At 61.2% G+C, this 19501-nt stretch carries 14 protein-coding genes and 1 tRNA gene; 4 read left to right on the forward strand and 11 right to left on the reverse strand.

The genetic code is table 11. The features are described 5' to 3' along the window. Window positions 1-221: 221 nt before the first annotated feature. Window positions 222-1682: a pyruvate kinase gene (pyk, locus tag KTF55_RS01575; protein WP_117637393.1), complete on the forward strand. Its 1461-nt coding sequence runs from the start codon at window positions 222-224 to the stop codon at window positions 1680-1682. A 202-nt stretch (window positions 1683-1884) separates the two neighbouring features. Here the strand turns inward: pyk and KTF55_RS01580 are convergent, their stop codons facing one another. The 6 genes from KTF55_RS01580 to pheS all read right to left on the reverse strand — a co-directional run bounded on the left by KTF55_RS01580 (window position 1885) and on the right by pheS (window position 9466). After that, a complete protein-coding gene (locus KTF55_RS01580) occupies window positions 1885-2733 on the reverse strand; it encodes a hypothetical protein (RefSeq protein WP_226790442.1) in 849 nt (282 codons plus the stop codon). Window positions 2734-2812: 79 nt separating this feature from the next. Then, on the reverse strand, window positions 2813-3583 hold the full coding sequence (locus KTF55_RS01585; RefSeq protein WP_226790443.1) for an energy-coupling factor ABC transporter ATP-binding protein: 771 nt from the start codon (window positions 3581-3583) through the stop codon (window positions 2813-2815). Window positions 3584-3627: 44 nt separating this feature from the next. Further along, on the reverse strand, window positions 3628-4464 hold the full coding sequence (locus KTF55_RS01590; protein WP_217107515.1) for an energy-coupling factor transporter transmembrane protein EcfT: 837 nt from the start codon (window positions 4462-4464) through the stop codon (window positions 3628-3630). Beyond that, window positions 4442-5527 (reverse strand): cobalt transporter CbiM, encoded by a 1086-nt coding sequence (gene cbiM / locus KTF55_RS01595; RefSeq protein ID WP_217107514.1) that lies wholly within the window; start codon window positions 5525-5527, stop codon window positions 4442-4444. The genes KTF55_RS01590 and cbiM overlap by 23 nt, the downstream gene beginning before the upstream one ends. 246 nt (window positions 5528-5773) lie before the next feature. Then, entirely contained in the window at window positions 5774-8227 is a 2454-nt protein-coding gene (gene pheT, locus KTF55_RS01600) for a phenylalanine--tRNA ligase subunit beta (protein ID WP_099432608.1), read from the reverse strand. Window positions 8228-8389: 162 nt separating this feature from the next. Then, a complete protein-coding gene (pheS, locus tag KTF55_RS01605; protein ID WP_040359117.1) occupies window positions 8390-9466 on the reverse strand; it encodes a phenylalanine--tRNA ligase subunit alpha in 1077 nt (358 codons plus the stop codon). A 505-nt stretch (window positions 9467-9971) separates the two neighbouring features. On the opposite strand from pheS, the gene KTF55_RS01610 reads away from it, so the two are divergent. After that, the gene (locus KTF55_RS01610) at window positions 9972-11546 is read left to right on the forward strand and encodes a carboxypeptidase M32 (protein ID WP_217107513.1); all 1575 of its coding nucleotides are present in this window, start codon (window positions 9972-9974) and stop codon (window positions 11544-11546) included. A gap of 97 nt (window positions 11547-11643) precedes the next feature. On the opposite strand, the gene glmM is transcribed toward KTF55_RS01610, so the two are convergent. The 3 genes from glmM to KTF55_RS01625 form a co-directional block, all read right to left on the reverse strand. Continuing rightward, entirely contained in the window at window positions 11644-12975 is a 1332-nt protein-coding gene (gene glmM / locus KTF55_RS01615) for a phosphoglucosamine mutase (protein ID WP_195521317.1), read from the reverse strand. A gap of 83 nt (window positions 12976-13058) precedes the next feature. After that, window positions 13059-15371, reverse strand: a complete 2313-nt coding sequence (locus KTF55_RS01620) for a DUF4012 domain-containing protein (protein WP_217107512.1) — start codon at window positions 15369-15371, stop codon at window positions 13059-13061. Window positions 15372-15520: 149 nt separating this feature from the next. Beyond that, window positions 15521-16543, reverse strand: a complete 1023-nt coding sequence (locus KTF55_RS01625) for a DMT family transporter (RefSeq protein ID WP_217107511.1) — start codon at window positions 16541-16543, stop codon at window positions 15521-15523. A 289-nt stretch (window positions 16544-16832) separates the two neighbouring features. Here KTF55_RS01625 and KTF55_RS01630 point away from each other — a divergent pair. Together KTF55_RS01630 and KTF55_RS01635 are read left to right on the forward strand one after the other, a co-directional pair. Beyond that, window positions 16833-16907, forward strand: a tRNA-Val gene (locus KTF55_RS01630). 226 nt (window positions 16908-17133) lie between these two features. Further along, complete coding sequence (locus KTF55_RS01635) at window positions 17134-17820, forward strand: DUF5710 domain-containing protein (RefSeq protein WP_195521322.1); 687 nt, start codon at window positions 17134-17136, stop codon at window positions 17818-17820. A gap of 38 nt (window positions 17821-17858) precedes the next feature. On the opposite strand, the gene KTF55_RS01640 is transcribed toward KTF55_RS01635, so the two are convergent. Further along, complete coding sequence (locus KTF55_RS01640) at window positions 17859-18143, reverse strand: hypothetical protein (RefSeq protein ID WP_217107510.1); 285 nt, start codon at window positions 18141-18143, stop codon at window positions 17859-17861. Window positions 18144-18265: 122 nt separating this feature from the next. Further along, window positions 18266-19348: an HNH endonuclease gene (locus tag KTF55_RS01645; protein WP_195521324.1), complete on the reverse strand. Its 1083-nt coding sequence runs from the start codon at window positions 19346-19348 to the stop codon at window positions 18266-18268. Between the last annotated feature and the right edge of the window lie 153 nt (window positions 19349-19501).

Below are 19501 nucleotides of genomic sequence, written 5' to 3' on the forward strand. Positions count from 1 at the left end.
TTTCTTCGGCACATCGCCAAACTGACATATCGCCCAGATAGCAGCGGTTGGAGTGGTTGGTAAAGATTTTTCATATACCGTTTTTCCCGCAAAAAATGAACTTCCATTTCGGCATACGGTCGATTTTTTGGGGTATTCGGTCGGCATTTCGTTATAATCATCTCGGTTTTATTTCTTATGGTTTATCTATCAGCGCAAGACGATGTCAGATGGAGGTCTGAATGTACAAGCGCACTAAGATTGTATGCACCATGGGTCCCGCCTGCGATAGCGACGAGACCATCCGCGAGATGATCAAGGCGGGCATGAACGTCGCCCGTTTTAACTTCTCGCACGGCTCCTACGACGAGCACCACGGTCGCATCGAGCGCGTCCGCCGTATTTCCAAGGAGCTCGGTCTGCCTGTCGGCATCCTGCTCGACACCAAGGGCCCCGAGGTCCGCACCGGCCTTCTGGTCGACGGCAAGAAGGTTGCCGTCAAGACCGGCGATAAGATCGTCGTCACCGCTCAGCCCACGTCCGAGGATTTCCACGGCACCGCTGAGCACATCTCCCTCGACTACCTGGCTCTGCCTTCCGAGGTCGAGAAGGGCTCCCTCATCCTGATCGATGACGGCCTGGTTGCCCTCGAGGTCGAGTCCGTCAGCGGCCAGGACATGACCTGCGTCGTTAAGAACGACGGCCTGATCGGCGAGCGCAAGGGCGTCAACATGCCCAACGTCAACATCTCGCTGCCCGCCATCACCGAGCGCGATCGTCAGGACATCCTCTTTGGCCTGACCGAGAACATCGACTACATCGCCGCTTCCTTCATCCGTGACGGCGAGTCCGTCCGCGGCATCCGCAAGCTTTGCCGCGAGAACGGTGGCGAGCACGTGACGATCTTCCCGAAGATCGAGTGCGCCCTGGGCGTCGAGAACTTCGACGAGATCCTCGAGGCTTCCGACGGCATCATGGTCGCCCGTGGCGACCTGGGTATCGAGATCAAGCCCGAGCTCGTTCCGCACATCCAGAAGGAGATCATCGCCAAGTGCAACGCGGCCTACAAGCCCGTTATCACCGCTACGCAGATGCTCGACTCCATGCAGCAGAACCCGCGCCCGACGCGCGCCGAGGTTGCCGACGTTGCTAACGCCATCTACGACGGCACCGACGCCGTTATGCTCTCTGGCGAGTCCGCTGCCGGTAAGTACCCGGTCGAGGCCGTTAAGATGCAGGCCAGCATTGCTCTCGAGACCGAGAAGTACCTCCCGGCCCACGCTCCGCTCGAGGTTCCGGCCGACGCTCACGGCACCCGCGTCGTCAACAACGTTGTGGGTATGTCCGCTGTGAACATGGCCACCACCGTTGGCGCCAAGTGCATCACCGTGCCGACGACCACCGGTCGTACCGCACGCCTGATCTCGCACTTCCGTCCCAACATGCCGATCTGCGCGTTCTCCCGCCACGAGTGGGCCGTCCAGCAGATGATCATGTACTGGGGCGTTATCCCGCACCAGGCCGAGATTACCCAGGGCACCGTCAACGGCACGATCGTCAAGGCGATCGAGACCGCTAAGGAGCTCGGCTACGTCGAGGCCGGCGATCTGACCGTCGCTACCGCCGGCGATCCCCGCATGAGTGTTCAGCTCGAGGACAAGGTCTCCTCGACCAACGTCGCTTACGTCGCTCAGGTGCGCTAAATCGCACTTGCAAGCACGCTTGCATTGCAAAAGGGCCCGGAAGGCTTTGCCTTCCGGGCCCTTTTTAGACCTTCTTCGTATGCCGCATCATCGATTTGTGTTCAGTCGCAAGCCTCTCCGATGCCGAGCGCACCACCGAAGACGCCCTGCGACGGGAGCCGTTGGTCAATTGGAATGAACTGTTCACCGTTAAGCCGGCCGGCTAGCAGCTAGCGATCAGGGGGACTGCGGGAACGTCAGAAGCAGCAACGCGAGCCGCAAATCCCGCCTCGGTCAGCTCGATGACCTCGGTAAACGTTACATCGAAAAACTCCTCGGTTAGCAGGCGATACGGCGGATGATCGGGCTCGCCGGGGTTTTCGCGTACAATCTCGTGCATGACGCCGATAGTCTTGAGCACATATTCTTTATGGATGGGATACTGCCCAAAACGCGTCGCAGCGGTATAGAGGCGATCGGTCGCACGCGGAATGGAAACGATGCCCAGCGTCTTGCCAAACCAGTCAAAATCGCCCTGCTTTTTAATGCGGAATTCCTCGCACGGCTTGCCGCCGTGTGCTTCCAGATACTGGTTCACACGCGTGTTCCATACCGTGTCGGCCACCAGATGCGACCAGACGCCCAGCGTTAAATCGAGCAGCGACTGCGCCACATCTTCGGACGCAAGCGAGAACTCACAGGCGCCGGGACCGACAACCGGCTCGGCATCCATGTAGCGCTGAGGATAGTGCACGCGGTTCAGTCGCTCGCGCTCCTCGACAATCGAGGTAGCCTCAGCAGGTTCGCCCGCGGGTGCGCCTTTAAGCAGCGGCGCCACATAGGTATCCCAGAACTCGTGCTCGCGCGGCTTAGGGATAGGCTCGGGCTTTGCAAAGTGCGTAATGCGATACGGAATGGGATCGGCGATGCCAGGGACCATATAGCCCACGAAGATATCCGGAACCACGCAGCCAAACAAAAAGGCATTGCGGTCGCGCACGCTATCGGCAAGCACGCTAGCACGTGCCAGCAAGCGCTCCGTTTGAGCGATATGAATGTTCCAGCTTGGCATAGCCACCCCCATAAAAACCTGGATAACTATACCATCACGGCAAAGCCGCGCGGGCCGCTACGCACGCTCTACGCAGCAACTATTCCGCAGCGCCGCTCTCGGTTCCATACGACGACACCGGAGCCTCGACCACATGGTGATATCGATCGATATAGATGGCGCGGGCACCCAGGCGTCGTACCAAATCCTGATGGTGCGTGCTCATCAAGACCGTCTTACCGGCAGCAACATAGGCCAGTAGAAAGTTGACCACGATGTCGCACGAGTCCTCGTCAAGTCCGTTGGTAGGCTCGTCGAGCACCAGGATATCGGGGTTCATCGACACGACGGCAGCCAGCGCCACGCGCTTCTTTTGCCCGCCCGAAAGCTGATAGGGCGAGGCATCGACCAGATCGGCAACCTGGAACAGCTCCATGGCATCGCGCACGCGGCGCTCGAGCTCGTCTGCCGGCAGCCCCATCTGCGCGGGACCAAAAGCAACTTCCTCGCCCACCGTAGCGCAGAACAGCTGGGCGTCGGCATTTTGAAACACAAAACCTACGCGCTGATGAAAACGCTGAGCGGCCGCGGAATCCTTTAGAAACGCCGCGTCGATCGCGTGCCCGTCAAACAGGTATGCCCCTGCGTCCGCGAGTTCAAGGCCGTTAATAAGGCGCATAATCGTCGTCTTACCGCAGCCGTTGGGACCGAGCAGGGCAACGAGTTCACCACGATCGACCTGCAGCGACACACCATCGACAACCGTATGCCCCGCATAGGAGAACAGCACGTCGCGAAACTCGATGAGCGGCACGCTCTTGGCGCCAGTAGCACCGCTCGCGCCCATCACGCCATTCGTATCGTTTGCCAAAACGTCGCCCTTCCCTATCCACATCGACGGCTCGGCCGCCCGCGCTACAGCACCGCGCACAACACGGCGAGCAGCACCACGACGACCGCATAGACCGCATCGCGCCAGCCAAAGCCGCTCCGCGCGGGAGTCGGATACGCACCGGCAAAGCCACGGCAAAGCATAGCCTCGTCCATCGCGCGGATGCATTCCATCGCCTTGATAAAGGTCATGCCCATGATACCCGCGATCGAATCGGTACGCGAAAAACCCGCAGGCGCACGACCCACACTGCGCAGCATGACCGATTCGGTCAGATCGTGTGCCGTGCGTCCCAGCACCTCGATGTGCTTGAGCGCCATATCAAACGTAAAGATGACCTCGTCGGGCAGCTGTAGCGTCTTGAGCGCCGCCGACATGCGGCTCCAGGTGAGCGTCCACGAAACACCCAGCACCAGCGACACGTTAATGAACGTCTTGAGTGCAATCTTGAGCATGGCGCCCGTGGCAGAAGCACCCAGCAGCAGGGCAGGCAGCGCCAGAACCACGGCAAACCCCGCGGCAGCCAACGCCGGCACAAAGGTAGCGCGCAGCCCGCGTACGGGGCGCACCGCGACCAGCACCAACGCGATCGCCGCCATCAACATCAGGTACAGCGGGCTTTGCGTCAGACACACGCACAGAACGCAGACGAACATCCCCACCAGGCGCACCGGAGCCGAAACGCAAGAAAGGGCGCGGTCGACCATCGACCCGCCCTCGTTCGCGCCTCCACCCAGGCGAACCCGCTCAAGCAGGCTCGCCAGGTGCAGGACATTCTTTTGCATTACACGATGCCGAGCCCCCGCGGGCTCGTAACACTGCTCGACCGCAAGCCAGCTAGGCAGCTCGACCGTCGCCATGAGCACCGCTTTCCTTGACCGTCAGCGAGACCAGGCGGAATGCGATGGTGAGCACCGCCACGCCAATCACGCCCGAAAGAATATACATCGCAGCCTGGCCGGCAAAGCCAAGGCCCTGCTCCTCGGAATAGGCCTGCAGATAATCGCCCGTAGGCAGAGCGTCGGCAAAGGTCGGGGTATCGAGGCCGACCGAAGCCTGCAGACTGTCGTCACCAGTCTCCTGAACGGCGGTCGAGGCGCCCTCGGCGTCCCACTCGCCCCATGCGTCACCTGTGGCCAACAGGCCCAGCGGCGTGGCCACGACAAGCACGGCGACCAGGATGAGCGTGGGGACCAGCGAGGTCTTCTTGGCGGCAGCGCCCTCGGCAGCAAACTGGCCATCGACGGCCTCGGGCCCGACGATAACGCTCGGCGCCGTCTTCTTAATGAAACCGTAGATGGCGGCCGTCGCCACGCCCTCGACCACGCCAGCAACCAACATATGCGGAATCATCATGGCCGGAATGGCAACGGACAGCGGGAAGGGGCAGTACAGTGGAGCGCCCGAAGCGTTGGTGAAGAGCATCGGCTGAATACCGAACTCGATCGCCGCGCACAGGGCCGCCAGACACAGGCCGACCCAACCGCTCACGATGGCAGAAACCGAGGTGCCCCAGCTCTTGTCGTGCAGACGGCTGTTGAGCGCACGGAACACGATAGCAGCGGTAAACGGCAGCACAAAGGCCATGTTAAAGCAGTTTGCGCCAAAGGACAGAACGCCGCCGTCGCCAAACAGCAGCGCCTGCAACGCCAGCGCGACCGAGACAGCAATGGCCGCGGCCTCCGGGCCCAGCAGCAGCGCGATGAGCGCGCCGCCGACGGCGTGACCCGTGGTGCCGCCGGGCAGCGGCACGTTGAACATCATGAGCAAGAAGGAAAATGCGGCGCAGATGCCCAGGAAAGCCATGTGCTCGCGATCGAGCGTGGCACGCACCTTTTTGATGCAGTGGACCCAAACGGGCACCATTGCCACTGCCATGACGGCATCCGTCTGCGGGGACAGATAATTATCTGGAATGTGCATGGGCGCCTCCCGGTTATCGGCGCACAGAATTGCAACGCCGCTTAAATCACCTTGTCAGTGTTACGCATTGTAAGATTCGTAACACGCCGCGGGCTATCATAGCAAAACGGCGCACTGCCGACAAAGCAGCACGCCGTTATGTAATGCGCGTGTCATATATGAAGGCTCAACGGTGCCTTATATCGAGCATAGCGGTCACGTAAGACTCGGCGGCAACCACCGCTGACCCATACCCCAGCGCAAGCCCTATCCGCGGACCTCGCCGTTTACGCCCTTGCATACCTTGGTGACGATCTTCTGGTGCGCCTTCTCGACCTCTTCGCTGGTGAGCGTGTGGTCGTCGGAGCGATACGTAAGCGCAAAGGCCATGGACTTCTTGCCCGCTCCGATGCGGATGGGATCGCGGTAGACGTCGAACAGGCGCACGCCCTCGAGCAGCTTGCCGCCGGCGCTGGTAATGCGGCGCTCAAGATCCTCGCAGGTCACAGCATTGTCGACCACGATAGCAAGGTCGTGCTCAACAGCCGGGTACTGCGAGAACTCGCGGTAGTTCTCCTGATTGCGGGCGCCCTTGATCAGCTTGTCCAGATCGAGCTCAAAGGCAACGACGACCTCATCGATGCCCATCGCCTCGCGCGCCTCGGGGTGAATCTCGCCGACCCAGCCCAGTACGGTGCCGCCGGACAGAACCTCGGCCGCACGACCCGGCTGCAAGAAAGCGTAGCCCTCGCCCTCGACGGGACGGAAGCGAACCTTCTCGATGCGCAGCTGGGCGAGCAGCTCCTCGACAATGCCCTTGCCAAAGAAGAAACGCAGCTTGCGGTACTTCATGTTCCAGGACTGCTCGCTCCACTGGCCCGAGAGCACGCCCGCCACGGACTTGGTCTCCTTGGGCAGGCTGGCGTTCTCGCGACCGTGGAACAGGCTGCCGACCTCGTACAGGTGCACGTTGGGCGTGCCGTGGGCCTCGTTATAGGCCACGGACTGCAGCAGGCCCGGCAACAGCGAACGACGCATCTCGGTCTGCTCGGCTACCAGCGGGTTCATGAGCACCACGGGGCAACCGCGACCCTCGGTGGACATACCGATCTTCTCCAGGTCGCCCGGGGCGGCAAAGCCGAAAGTCGTGGTCTCGTTGAGGCCGCAGGCGCGCAGGATCTCGCCGACCTTGCGGGTGAGCTTCTGCTCGCGGGTCAGGCCGCCGATGTGGTTCTTGGCAGCCGGGATGGTCGCCGTCACACGGCCCATGCCCCACAGGCGCAGGACCTCCTCGATCAGGTCGATCTCGCGCGGCAGGTCGGGACGGAAGCTCGGCGGGGTGACCATGAAGTCATCGCCGTCGCGCTCGACGGTGCAGCCCAGGCGGGTGAGCGAACGCTCGATAAACTCGGGCTCGATGTCGGCACCGCAGATGGCATGCACGCGGGCCAGGCGCAGCTTGATGCTGTCGATAGTCTTGGGCGCAGGGAAAACGTCGACATAGCCGGGAGCAACCTCGCCGCCGGCGATCTCCTCGATGAGCGCGCAGGCAACGTTGGCGACGTCCACGCAGCCGGTCTCGTCAACCTGGCGCTCAAAGCGAATGGAGGCGTCGGAGATCAGGGACAGGTCGCGGCTGGTGTGCGAGGTGCGACCGGCGTTGAAGCAGGCACTCTCGACCATCACATCGACGGTGTCGTCCTCGATCTCGGAATCCATGCCGCCCATAACGCCGGCCAGCGCCACGGGGCGCTCGCCGTCGGTGATGAGACCCATGCCGGCGTCGAGCGTGCGCTCCTCGCCGTCGAGCGTCGTGAACTTCTCATCCTGCTGGGCGGCGCGGACCACCACACGACGGCGGCCATCGCGCTCGGCAAAGGTGTCCAGGTCAAAGGCGTGCAGCGGCTGACCGGTGAGCATCATCACGTAGTTGGTGATATCGACAATGTTGTTGTGCGGGCGCACGCCCAGGGCGTTGAGGCGCTTGACCATCCAGTCGGGCGAGGGGCCGACCTTCACGTTGCGCACGATGCGGGCGACGTAGCGGTCGCACAGGCCCTCGTCGGCAATCTCGACCGAAAGCTCGTCGTCGGTCGCGCGGCCGGTCTCGGCCTTGATGGCAGGCAGCTCAACGTGGAAATCGCGGTCGAAGATGGCGCCGGTCTCGCGGGCCATGCCGATCATGGACAGGCAATCGGGACGGTTGGGCGTGATCTCGCAGTCAAGCACGGTATCGCTCGAGCCCACGTACTCGGCAAACGGCATGCCGCAGGGCGTATCCTCGGGCAGGATCATGATGCCGGAGTGGTCGCCGCCCAGGCCGAGCTCGCGCGCGGAGCAGTTCATGCCCATGGACACGACGCCGCGAAGCTTGCTCTTCTTGATCTTGACGTCGCCGGGCAGGACAGCGCCAATCATGGCCGTGACGATGTGGTCGCCGGCCTCGAAGTTCTGCGCGCCGCAGACGATCTGCAGCGGGGCGGGGTTGCCGTCGGCGTCGAGGTTCTTGTCGCCCACGTCGACCGAGCACACATACATATGGTCGCTATCGGGGTGCGGGGTCTTGGTGAGCACCTTGGCGGTCACCACGTGGTCGAAGGACTCGCCCACGGTGTCGATCGCCTCGACCTCGGTGCCGGTACGGATATATTCGTCCGAAAGGGTCTTGGGATCCTCCGGAATATCGATCATGGTCTTGAGCCAGTCGTAAGAAACGCGCATGTAGCTCTCCTAGTTCTTAATCTCCGCATAGGGAGGAATATCAAATGAAGACGTTCGCCTTAGGGTTGTCCAGGTGCCCCAGGTTGGCGTGAAAGAGGAGCGACGCGTACTAAAGGTACGCGAGCGACGGTTTGAACGCCAAGATGGGGTGCCTGGGCAAGCCTAAAATTGGTTCAAGAAGCGCATATCGCCAGTCATCAACGTGCGCAGGTCGGGCAGGTCGTAGCGCAGGGCCGCGACGCGCTCGGCGCCAATGCCAAAGGCGAAGCCGGTGTACTTCTCGGGGTCGATGCCGCAGTTGATAAGGACGTTGGGGTCGACCATGCCGCAGCCCAGAATCTCGATCCAGCCGCTGTGCTTGCAGAAGTTGCAGCCCTTGCCGCCGCACACGTGGCAGCTCACGTCTACCTCGCAGCTCGGCTCGGTGAAGGGGAAGAAGTGCGGGCGGTAACGCGTCTTGCGGTCCTCGCCAAACATGCACTTAACAAAGTAGTCGAGCGTGCCCTTAAGATCGCCAAAGGTGATGCCCTCGTCGACGACCAGGCCCTCGATCTGGTTGAACTGCGGCAGGTGGCAGGCGTCGGCCGTGTCGGGACGGTAGACGGTGCCCGGGCAGATCATGTAGATGGGCGGCTTCTGCGACTCCATGGTGTGGATCTGCACGCCCGAGGTCTGGGTGCGCAGCAGCACGTCGGACTCGCCGTGGGCGTGAGCCTCGGGGTGCGCGACGCTGCCGGGGTTGTTGTCGACCACATAGAAGGTATCGCGGGCCGAGCGGCTCGGGTGATCCATGGGGGCGTTGAGCGCGGTGAAGTTGTAATAGGAGGTGTCGACCATGGGGCCAGACTCGACGGTGTAGCCGATGCCGCAGAAGATGTCCTCGGCCTCCTCGATGATCTGCTTGATCAGGTGCTGGTGGCCGATCTGCGGACGGATACCCGGTAGCGTGATGTCGACGGCCTCGTGCTCGAGTGCGTGCTTGAGGGCGGCGGCCTTCATCTCGGTGGTGCGCTCGTCGAGCATGCCCTCGATCAGCTGGCGCATCTCGTTGGCGCGCTTGCCCATCACGGGACGATCCTCGGGGGCGAGCTTGCCCATCATGCGCATCAGGCCGGTGATGCGGCCCTTGCGGCCGAGCAGCTCAACGCGCGCGGCCTCGAGCTTTGCGGCGTCGTCGGCGCCTGCGACGAGCTCCTTGGCCTCTTCCTCGAGTTTGACCAGATCATCAATCAGACTCATGTCTTCCCTTTCGTCTCTCGCGCTCCCCGCTTGCCGAGGCGGCTGCCGCCGTCTGACGTTGCGAAAACGCGGCCCGGTTCGGTAACAAAAAACCGTCCTCGGGCATGTGCATTGCCCAAGGACGGTTGAATTCCGCGGTACCACCTTGTTTGACCCGGCGGATGTCTGGCCCGCCGCGCCCACTCTTTGCCCCTTGTCGCGAGGCTCACGGCTTCCCTACTGGGGACATCGCCGCCGCCGGCCGCGTGCCCGTTGAGGTCGCTGCTCGGGAGTGAACGCTTGGCCCTTGCCACCGCAGGAAGGCTTACAGCCCATGACCTTCCCTCTCTTGCCGGCGACGCGGCGGGCAAAACCCTCTCCGTCAACGCATTGGGCTACAGGATACCACATTGTTTGGGCATATCGCCGCGTTCCGTTTTGTTCGCGCTGGGTACAAGGCGAGTAGCTGTGCAAACTGGCCGCGCGCCCACCCAAGGCGCTCGGCTCACGAGATCAAGGATATGGTATGGGAAAGAAGCACGATAAGAAGGCCGAGCCCGCAGTGGGCAAGACGCCCAAAGGCATGAAGGTCGATAAGGCCGTCAAAAAATTCCGCAAGCTCGAGGGCAAGCTGTGGACCCGCGAGTACCTGCTCAAGATTGCCGAGTTTGACGGCGCGACCATTGCCCCCGCCAACGGCGCCGCAGCGCGCGCCGACGCCATGGGCACCCTTGCCGGCGAGCATCATAAGCTCCTGACCAGCGAAAAGTCTGTCGAACTTGTGCGCTCGCTGGCACGCGAAACCGTCGCCGGCGGCAAGATCGACGACCCGCAGCTGCTCGACGAGATCCGCGTACTCGGCCGCGACCAGCGCGAAGCGAGCGTCATTCCCACCGAGGAGGCCGAGGCCTGGACCAGGCTCACCTGCGAGGCCGACGCCGTGTGGCACAAGGCCAAGACGGCCAATGACTGGGCGAGCTTTGAGCCCTATGTGGATAGAATCGTCGCCCAACTTAAGCATCAGGCCGAGCTCATGGACCCCAAGCGCGACCCATACGATGTTTGGCTCGACCAGTACGAGCGCGGCCTTTCCGCCAAGAGCTTCGATGCGTTTTGCGATGAGGTCAAGGCGACGGTCGTGCCGCTCGTGCACGCCATCGGCGAGCGCGGCCAGCAGCCCGCTGCCGACTTTTTGCACGCCCGCGTGCCCGAGGCCGCCCAGCGCGCCATGAGCTTCGACCTTATGAAGCTCGTCGGCCTGGACCTGAACGACACCACGCTTGCCTTTACCGAGCACCCGTTTAGCGAGGGCTTTGCCGTGGGCGACGCGCGCATCGCGACGCACATCTACGAGGACGACTGCATCTCCAACGTCTACAGCATCATCCACGAGGCGGGACACGCCATGTACGAGCTGGGCGTCAATCCTGCCTATGCGCGCACCCGCCTGGAGGGCGGCACTTCCATGGGCATCCACGAGAGCCAGAGCCGCTTTTTCGAGAACACCGTGGGTCGCAGCCGCGCCTTTATGGGCCCGCTGCTCGAGGTGCTGCGCCGTCACGCGCCCGAGGTCTATGGCAGTGTGGACGAGGATACGCTCTACCATGCCGTGAACATCGCACGGCCGTCGCTGATCCGCACCGAGGCGGACGAGCTCACTTATCCGCTGCACGTTATGGTGCGCTACGAGATCGAGCGCATGCTGTTTGCCGGCGAGGCCACAGCCAAGGATATCCCCGCGCTTTGGAATCGCTTTATGGATGAGTACCTGGGCATTCCCGTTCCCGACGACACGCACGGCTGCCTGCAGGATACGCACTGGAGCGGTGGCTCGTTTGGCTACTTCCCCACGTATGCGCTGGGTAGCGCCTACGACGCTATGTTTGTGCCGGCCATGTGCCGCGACGGCGTCGACCTTACCGGTGCCTGTGCGAGCGGCGATTTGGCGCCCGTCCGTGCCTGGCTGGGCGAGCACATTTGGCAGTGGGGCCGTGCCAAGGACGCACCGGAGCTCATCAAGGGCGCGTGCGGCATGGACTTTGACGCCCGCTACTACTGCAGCTACCTGCAGGACAAGTTCACCACGCTGTACGAGCTGTAAGGCATAACCGACACGCCAACGCAAAGGGGACGCCGCGGAACCAATCCGCAGCGCCCCCTTTCCACCTAGTTGTTTAAGAACGTCCCCAATGACTACCTTACAGAGCTTCCAGCGCGGCGGCGATGCGCTTCATGGCGGCATCGGCGGATGCTTGGTCGGGCGCCTCGGCCAGCACGCGGATAACCGACTCGGTTCCACTCTTGCGCACGAGCACGCGGCCCTCGCCTGCCAGCGCAGCCTCGGCCTCGGCGATGGCGTTCTGCACGCCCATGTTCTCGAGCGCGGCGTCCTTGTCCGCCACGTGCACGGCCACCTGCGCCTGTGGCAGCAGCTTGCACGGAGCCGTGAGCTGCGAGAGCGTCTCGCGCTCGGCACGAATCACTTCCATCACGCGCAGCGAGGTCATAATGCCGTCGCCCGTGCGCTCGATATCGCCAAAGATCGTATGGCCCGTCTGCTCGCCACCCAGGCTGTAGCCGCCCTCGCGCATCTTGGCATACACGTGACGGTCGCCCACGCCGCTGGTCACGGCGCTCAGTCCGGCAAGCTCCAACGACTTGATCAGGCCAAAGTTGCTGGCGATCGTCGGTACCACGGTACCGCCCGAGAGACGCCCGTGCTTGTTCAGGTACACGCCGCACACGTACAAGATCTGGTCGCCGTCGACCACGCGGCCGCGCTCGTCCACGGCCAGGCAGCGGTCGGCATCGCCGTCGTAGGCAAAGCCCACATCCAGGCCCTGCTCCACCACGTGGCGCTGCAGGCGCTCAATATGCGTAGAGCCGCAGTCGACATTGATGTTAAAGCCGTCGGGCGCGGCATTGATCACGCGCACATCGGCGCCCAGTGCGTCGAACACCGGCTTGGCCACCGAGGATGCCGAGCCGTTGGCGCAATCGATGCCGATCTTGACGCCCTGCAGCGAAAAGTTCGCGCTGGCGATGAGCGAAGCAATGTAGCGGTTGCGACCCTGCATGTAGTCCACCGTGGCGCCGATGTGGTTGCCCGTTGCCAGCGGCACCTCGCTCTTGCCATCGATGTAATCCTCGATGAGCTCCAGCACGTCCTCGTCCATCTTAAAGCCGTCGCTGTTGACGAGCTTAATGCCGTTATCGCAAAACGGGTTGTGGCTCGCGCTGATCATGATGCCGCAATCGAAGCAGCCTTCCACAGTCTGATGCGCTACGCCCGGCGTGGGGATCACGTGCAGCATATAGGCGTCCGCACCGCTCGCGACCAGGCCGCTCACCAGCGCCGCCTCGAACATATAACTCGAGCGACGCGTGTCCTTGCCCACGATCACGCGTGCCTTGCGCTCGCGGTTGGCGCCGTAATACCAGCCCACAAAACGGCCAATCTTATAAGCGTGCTCTACCGTCAGCCCAACGTTGGCCTCACCACGAAAGCCGTCGGTGCCAAAGTACTTCATGCGCTCTCCTTACAAAATAGGGGCGAACAGATTGCCTGTCCGCCCCAAAATGGTACTCGATTATCTGCGCTACCAGAAAAACCCTACGCCGACGCGCTGTCGCGAGCCGCCTGGCATGTAGGAGTCTGACGCAGCGTAAGCGGCTTGTCCCCCGCCTCGGCCGACGTGGTCAGCGTATACGTGATCGTCGTCGTCTCGCCAGCATGCAGGTCAACGGTGCCCGAATAGAAGGGGATTCCATGCCACGTAGCGGCGCCAAGACCAAACTGGGTGCCCTCGACGGTCAGATCAGTAATGTTGCCGCCCGTCGGGGCAAACAACGAGACATTCAGACGCTCGTCGTCACGCGCGGCATCGGGTGCGCTCGCCGCAACGTAGTCGGGCAGCTTGCCAGCCTCCTCCTGCGTCATGATGTTCGTCAGGGTAACGGTGATGCGATACGAGCACGTGCCGTCACCGTTCTTGATGCCCTGACCAATCTGAGTGTCGGCGTTCAGATACCAGTCGAGCTTGGAGAAGCTCAGGTTGTTAAAGTAAACGCCGGCAACGGGATCGGCACTCGGATCATCCGGATCGGGCAGCGAAGCGTCAATGCCCGTCTCTTTGATGGCATTCTGCTCATCATCGTTTCTCATCCACGCGATCAGGCGGCCCTCTTCGGCACCGCGCTCAACGGCGCTGACAAGCTTCGTAACATCGACATCGCCGATACCGCCAAGGATCTTGTCGAAGGCAGCGCTGGCGACGGATGCAAAGATGCCGTCCGACTCCTCGACCGGATAGTTCCAGTACACATCGTGCATGAGGACCTTTGCGGCGTTGGTGCCGTCGACAACCGTTCCGTCGGGCAGTGACACGTTACCGACCAGGCCCAGCAGATACTGCAGGAACACCGGGTCGATACCGATGACGCCATCAACGTCCTGTCCATACTGGGACTTCCACAGCGCGGCGACACGCTGCGAGTTGCGGGGCCAATCAGGCGAATAGGTATTGCCCGAGTTGTACAGGTTGCTGTGGTTGCCGAACAGCGCCTCATCCTCTTCGTCGACGCTCTCGACTGCCTCATCCTCGCTGAGTCCAATGCGGGGAACAAACTCGCCAATCGACATCTGGCCGTCAGTGACCGAAATCAGGCCCTGCGAACCGCCAAAGCCGCCGCAAGCACGAATCTCGACGTTGTTCATGGCGTACATAAGGTAGTTGCGCGTCTGGCCGTTGGCGCCGAGCATCTGGGGAAGGACGGGGGCGACCTTCTCCGCCGCGTCAACCGCGCCGTTGAGGGTGGCAAAGCCGTCCTTGGCCTTATCGACCAGCTCGGTCACCTGGGAAATATGAGTATCGCCAATGCCCTGGACCTTCTCGTTGGCGCTCTTGAACACCTTCGAGCTGCTGGAAAGCGAATCGGCGACCGCCTGCAGCGCGGACACGTTAATCATGCCGTCCTGGAACAGCTTGCCGGGCGTAGCCTGCGAAAGGTTATCGGCCATGGGAACCAGCGCATTGCTCGAGACATCGGACAGGGCGTCAATCATGGTGCGGGCCGCATTGATATCGCTGCCATACACCGGGATAAACGAAGCCGCCGCCCACAGCGGGCTCGAGGTCTCCGCCTTCATGCTGTTACAGAGCTCATCGATCTTCTTCGCGTCGTCAGGCAGCGTCGAAAAATCGCCCGACGTGACCTTGTCCTTAAGGCCACCGACGATCTCGACAGCCTCCTTCGCTTCGCTCTTTACGGTCTTTGCCGAGTTAAGCAGCATAAAGCCGCTTGCGCCAAGCGCAACGAGAAGCACCGCGACTACAACGGCAATAATGGCGCCGGTGTGACGCTTTTTGCGCTCGCCCTTGCGATGGCGATGACGGACCAGACCGTCAGAGGTCGAACTCGGCGAAGCGTCGCCACCGTAGTTCAAGCCAAAATCGTAATAATCTTCCTTGGAACCCGAGCCCGCAAACTCGGCACCGCTATCATCCAGGCGGGCGAACGTGCCAGTCTCGGAGGCGCCGGTGTAAATCGTGCCAAGGTTACCCGTAAGCCCCGCGCCACCGGCAGAGGGAGTATTGTTGGCGGCCTTGTCGGCATTAACGTTGCCGTCGGCATTCGCGGCGTTGGCAGCACCTGCGTTGTTCGCGGGTACCGAAGGAGCCCCGCTCGGCTGCGACGTGGAGGTTGCACCGCCCGCAAAGACATTCCCTCTTGCACGGCCGGTCTTTTTTGCCTTTTGAGACTGCTCGTACAGAGCGGTAAACATCGCTGTCTCGCCCGGGGACACGCGCTTACCGGAACCGCCCTGTCCAGCGCCGCCCGGCGTGCCGGCCTTACCAGCCCCGTTCGGACGCGGCGGAACTGCAGGGCGGCCGCTATCGCTGCCCTTAAAGTGATTACCAGCCATAAAGAAATCCTCGCAATTGAGTCGCAATGAAAAAGTCCATAACGTTACTAGTTTATGGCATTTTGAGCATCGACAGCTAAACTCCAGACACGGACGTCAATTGGCGAAAATGCGGCACAACACCTTTCCCGTCTTGGCGGCGGCGCCAGCTACACCGTGAGGAACATCATCACGATGATCATGGCAAAGCCGATAAGGTCGGTCGGCAAAAACACCGTGCCCAGCATAACGGCGCTGGTGATGGTCGCCGAGACGGGCTCCACGGTTCCGATGAGACTCGCACGCACCGAGCCGATGTCCTTAACGCCCTGCATATAGAGCATGTAAGCAAAAAACGAGCCGATAACCACGAACACCGCGAGCGCCTCGACGCCGGCAGCGTCGAGTGCCGGCATATGCGCCCAGGGCTGCACGAAGACACATGAGATCACGCCCGCCGTGAGCATTGCCGAGCCCGTGACGATGGGGCTGCCGTATTCGGGCAGGATCTTGGCGGGAATCACCGCCATACACGCGGCGCTGACCGCACACATAAGACCTGCTGCCAGGCCAAGCGGCGAGATATTCAGGCTGATGGGGTCGCCGCCGGTGGCGATTAAAAAGGTTCCACCCAGAGCCAGGCCAATGCCGATGACTTCGCGAGTACGCGGCATGCGGCGATCGATCGCGCAGGTGTAGCCCATGATGATAACGAGCTGCAGGCACTGGAGCACCGTCGCGGTTCCGGCGTTCGTCAGGCGCACGGCCGAAAGATAGCAAAACTGGTTGAACAGCAGGCCAAAGGCGGTAAAGAGCAGCAGCTGCTTGCGATCGGCGGGTGTGGTCCAGAGCTTAATCAGGCGCTCGCGGTCGCGCGTAACAACCACGGCCATAAAGAGTAGACCGGCGAGAATCTGACGCACGCTCATAAGCCACAAGGTATCGACGTGGTAGGTATCGAACAGAAAGCTCGCGCTGGTGCCCGAGAAGCCCCAAAACGAACCGCCCACCAGCGTAGCCAAGACGCCCGTGATCATCTTGCGCGTCGAAGCGCTGTTCAGGCGCTCGCGCCAGGCGCGGCGGGTGCTACGGCTGAGCTCGTCGGTGCCCTCGGGCACATCAATGTTCGATATATCGGTCATCGGCACCGAAGCCCCTGTGCCTTTGACCTGCTCGACACGCTCTTTGCTCATTCCACTCCCCCGAAACAGCCTGGAAACAATTCGGCTTACCTTACCACGGCGAAGTCACCAGCTGGAGGCTTGTCCGCTTATCGGTAGGACAATTCCGCAGGCGTCTTTCCATAGCTCGATACCGCAATGGCCTTGCATTATGCGACAGCCAAATCGCGGCAGCAGGCTCTTTTGAGATGGATATGACAAAGCCCCCGAATTCCACAATGTAAGCGATTTTTAAAAATGTTCTTGCCACCGAGTTCAGGCTCCGTTATATTATCCCTTGCGCGCTTGCGCACCCTTGATCGGGCGTTTAGCTCAGGGGGAGAGCGCTTCCCTGACACGGAAGAGGTCAGAAGTTCAAATCTTCTAACGCCCACCAAATGTTCGCAGCTCAGAGGCTATGTCCTCTGGGCTGTTTTGTTTTATGCCGCCAAATCCGCTGGCAGCTCCAACCGCCCAACTGGCCAAAAGCCGACCATCTACTTGCCGATCTATCCATCGGTATAACCAATCAGTCCGCACCACAGCTTCTCGGCAAAACGCCACGATGTCTGCGCCCTGCGGTATCCTTGAGCCACTTACACCTGCAGCACCAAGGAGCCACCATGCGCACCGAGCTCGATGTTCCCTTTTCGCACAAAGAAGAAGCCAAGGCGTTGGGCGCCAAATGGGACCGGACCAAGAAAATCTGGTATGTACCCAGCGGCGTCAACCCCGAGCCCTTTGCCGAGTGGCTGCCCGGTATTGACCGATCCGACCCCTCTGCGCCGTATATATATCTAGTACTGGGCAAGCGCGAGTGCTGGAAGTGTCACAAAGAGACCTCGGTCGCGGCCTTCGGCATTCCCTATCGAGCCGATAACGACGAGAGCATCGCCATCGCGCACGCGCCCAACGAAGCCGGGCACATTGCCATCGACACGGCCAACGCCAACGCACTCGCCATCGTGCCCGCTCTTGGCTGCGTGCCGGGCGAGATCCGCGACTACCTTCATAAGCGCTGCGGCTACAAGCCCGTAGGCGCGCGAGCCTCCAAAGCCCCGTCGCTCGGCAACACGTGCACCAGTTGCGACGCGCTGCAAGGCAGCCGCTATCTGTTCGAGGAGCCCTCGTCCCCGTTTGCCCTCACTGCCATCAACAAGCTGCCGGCACTGGAGTTTATACGCGTCGAAGTTGCCGGCGTCTTTGGCGTCCCGGCCACGCGTACCGACTTTGACCAGGCGCTCTTTACCTGGGCACGCGACCATCACGCCGAGTTCCACAAGCAGCTCGGTGAGGGGATTTATTTGTAGGGACGGAGAGGCCTTCACAGTCAGCTCCTCCGCATCACCTATCCCTCGTCGCCGGCGTCGTACACGATATCGAGGCCACAAACGGGGCATTTCTCCGGATACACCGGCATATGAACGCCTGTCTGTTTTCTCACTTCGTCGCTGAACCTGTCGCGCGCATCGATGAACCGAATGTCGAGACACGGTATTTGCGAGCCGCAGCAAGGGCAGGTGACGACAAACGACCCGCAATCAACCTCTACGCTCGGAAACATATTGTTGTCTATAAGGGCACACGGCAGTTTTCCGTACTTCCCCATCACAATATCGCCTCGCCAGCTCATACACGCTCCCCTCTCGCTATACAAAACAGGAAGAGCATGCACCGGCGGGCATGCGCGAGATTGCATCGCCACGCGATCCGATCAAACAACACGATCGTCAAAGAATGCCAAAGCCAAATACGCTAATACGGCAGAAGCCCCGCCTTTTCACGCTTCTTTTCCGAGCGATCGAACTCAATGCGATGGGCCTCAAGAAACACCGCATTGGGTCGCCACTGACGCTCATTCGGCTGCCTTAGCGTCGCACCCGCAAAGGAAGCGTAGCCGGTCTTATCCAGCAGGTACGATCCGCACAGCCGATATTCGCCGCAAACAGGCTCAAACGAAATCAGATGAGCATCGAATAAAGCATGTAAGTCGCGCCGAAGCAGAATGCCGTTGCTGGCAACCTGCGATTTGGGTCCCGAGTAATTCTCGATATGTGCAGCCTCCAGAGCTTCGCTGACGCCGCAGTCCGACACCGCGCAACGGCCATCATAGGCGGCAACGAGCTGCTTGCGGAACCATTGCTGCCCCAATCGCTCGCGCCTTAACGCATAGCGGACCTTTTCGTCGTCGGTCGTACCCTGTCCGGCAAACTCAATATCGACGGGCATGTGCTTCAGATAGCTCATGTCGGGCGCAAAACGGGGGTCCGGTCCGCCTTTATGAACAGGACCGTGCAGAACAAACCATCCGTTTTCGGGCTCGAACCGTTCAACAAACGCAAGGCCGAGCACCTTGTAGCCCACCTCGGTTGCAAATATGACTCCGACTGGAACGCCACATTCCATGCAGTTGAGCATTTTACTGTTGTAATTCTGGTCTCGAGAACCAACGGCGCCTGGCGCTTGGACCGAATACTTAATGACCCACGTACCATCGTCCAAATAGAGCGGAGGTACATCGGTGTAGAAGCTCTTTTTAGAGTTATGGACCGAAAGCGCAAAGATCTTATTGGGATCTTGCTTCACCCGATCCTGGCCCGGCCAGAAGATCCCTGAATCCCGCGTTACGGGAAAGAAGTCCGAGCCAATTCTCAAACGATACTGATACTGAGGGCTATCTTCCTTGGTGTGGTGCGGAAGGCTGGTCCAAACGCCGCCGCGCTGTTCCTCACCCAGAAACCACTCCCATGCCTCAACGTATTCGGAAGGCACGAGACTGCAGGCGCGGTCATAGCTTGGTCCATCCATCAACGGAACAGCAAGGTCAATGTCGTTCATCGCCAGCACCTACAACCATACGAACGCGAGTTATGCCCCTCAATAATATGGCCGAGAGTCAATTATTACGAGATCTCATTCCGCGATCGGCACATCGTTGATGCTCTCGGTTTGCCGCTGGCGCGCTTGTACCCCGCTACCCCACTTCCCTGT

Source organism: Collinsella sp. MSK.8.10 (assembly GCF_019041915.1).
GTDB lineage: Bacteria > Actinomycetota > Coriobacteriia > Coriobacteriales > Coriobacteriaceae > Collinsella.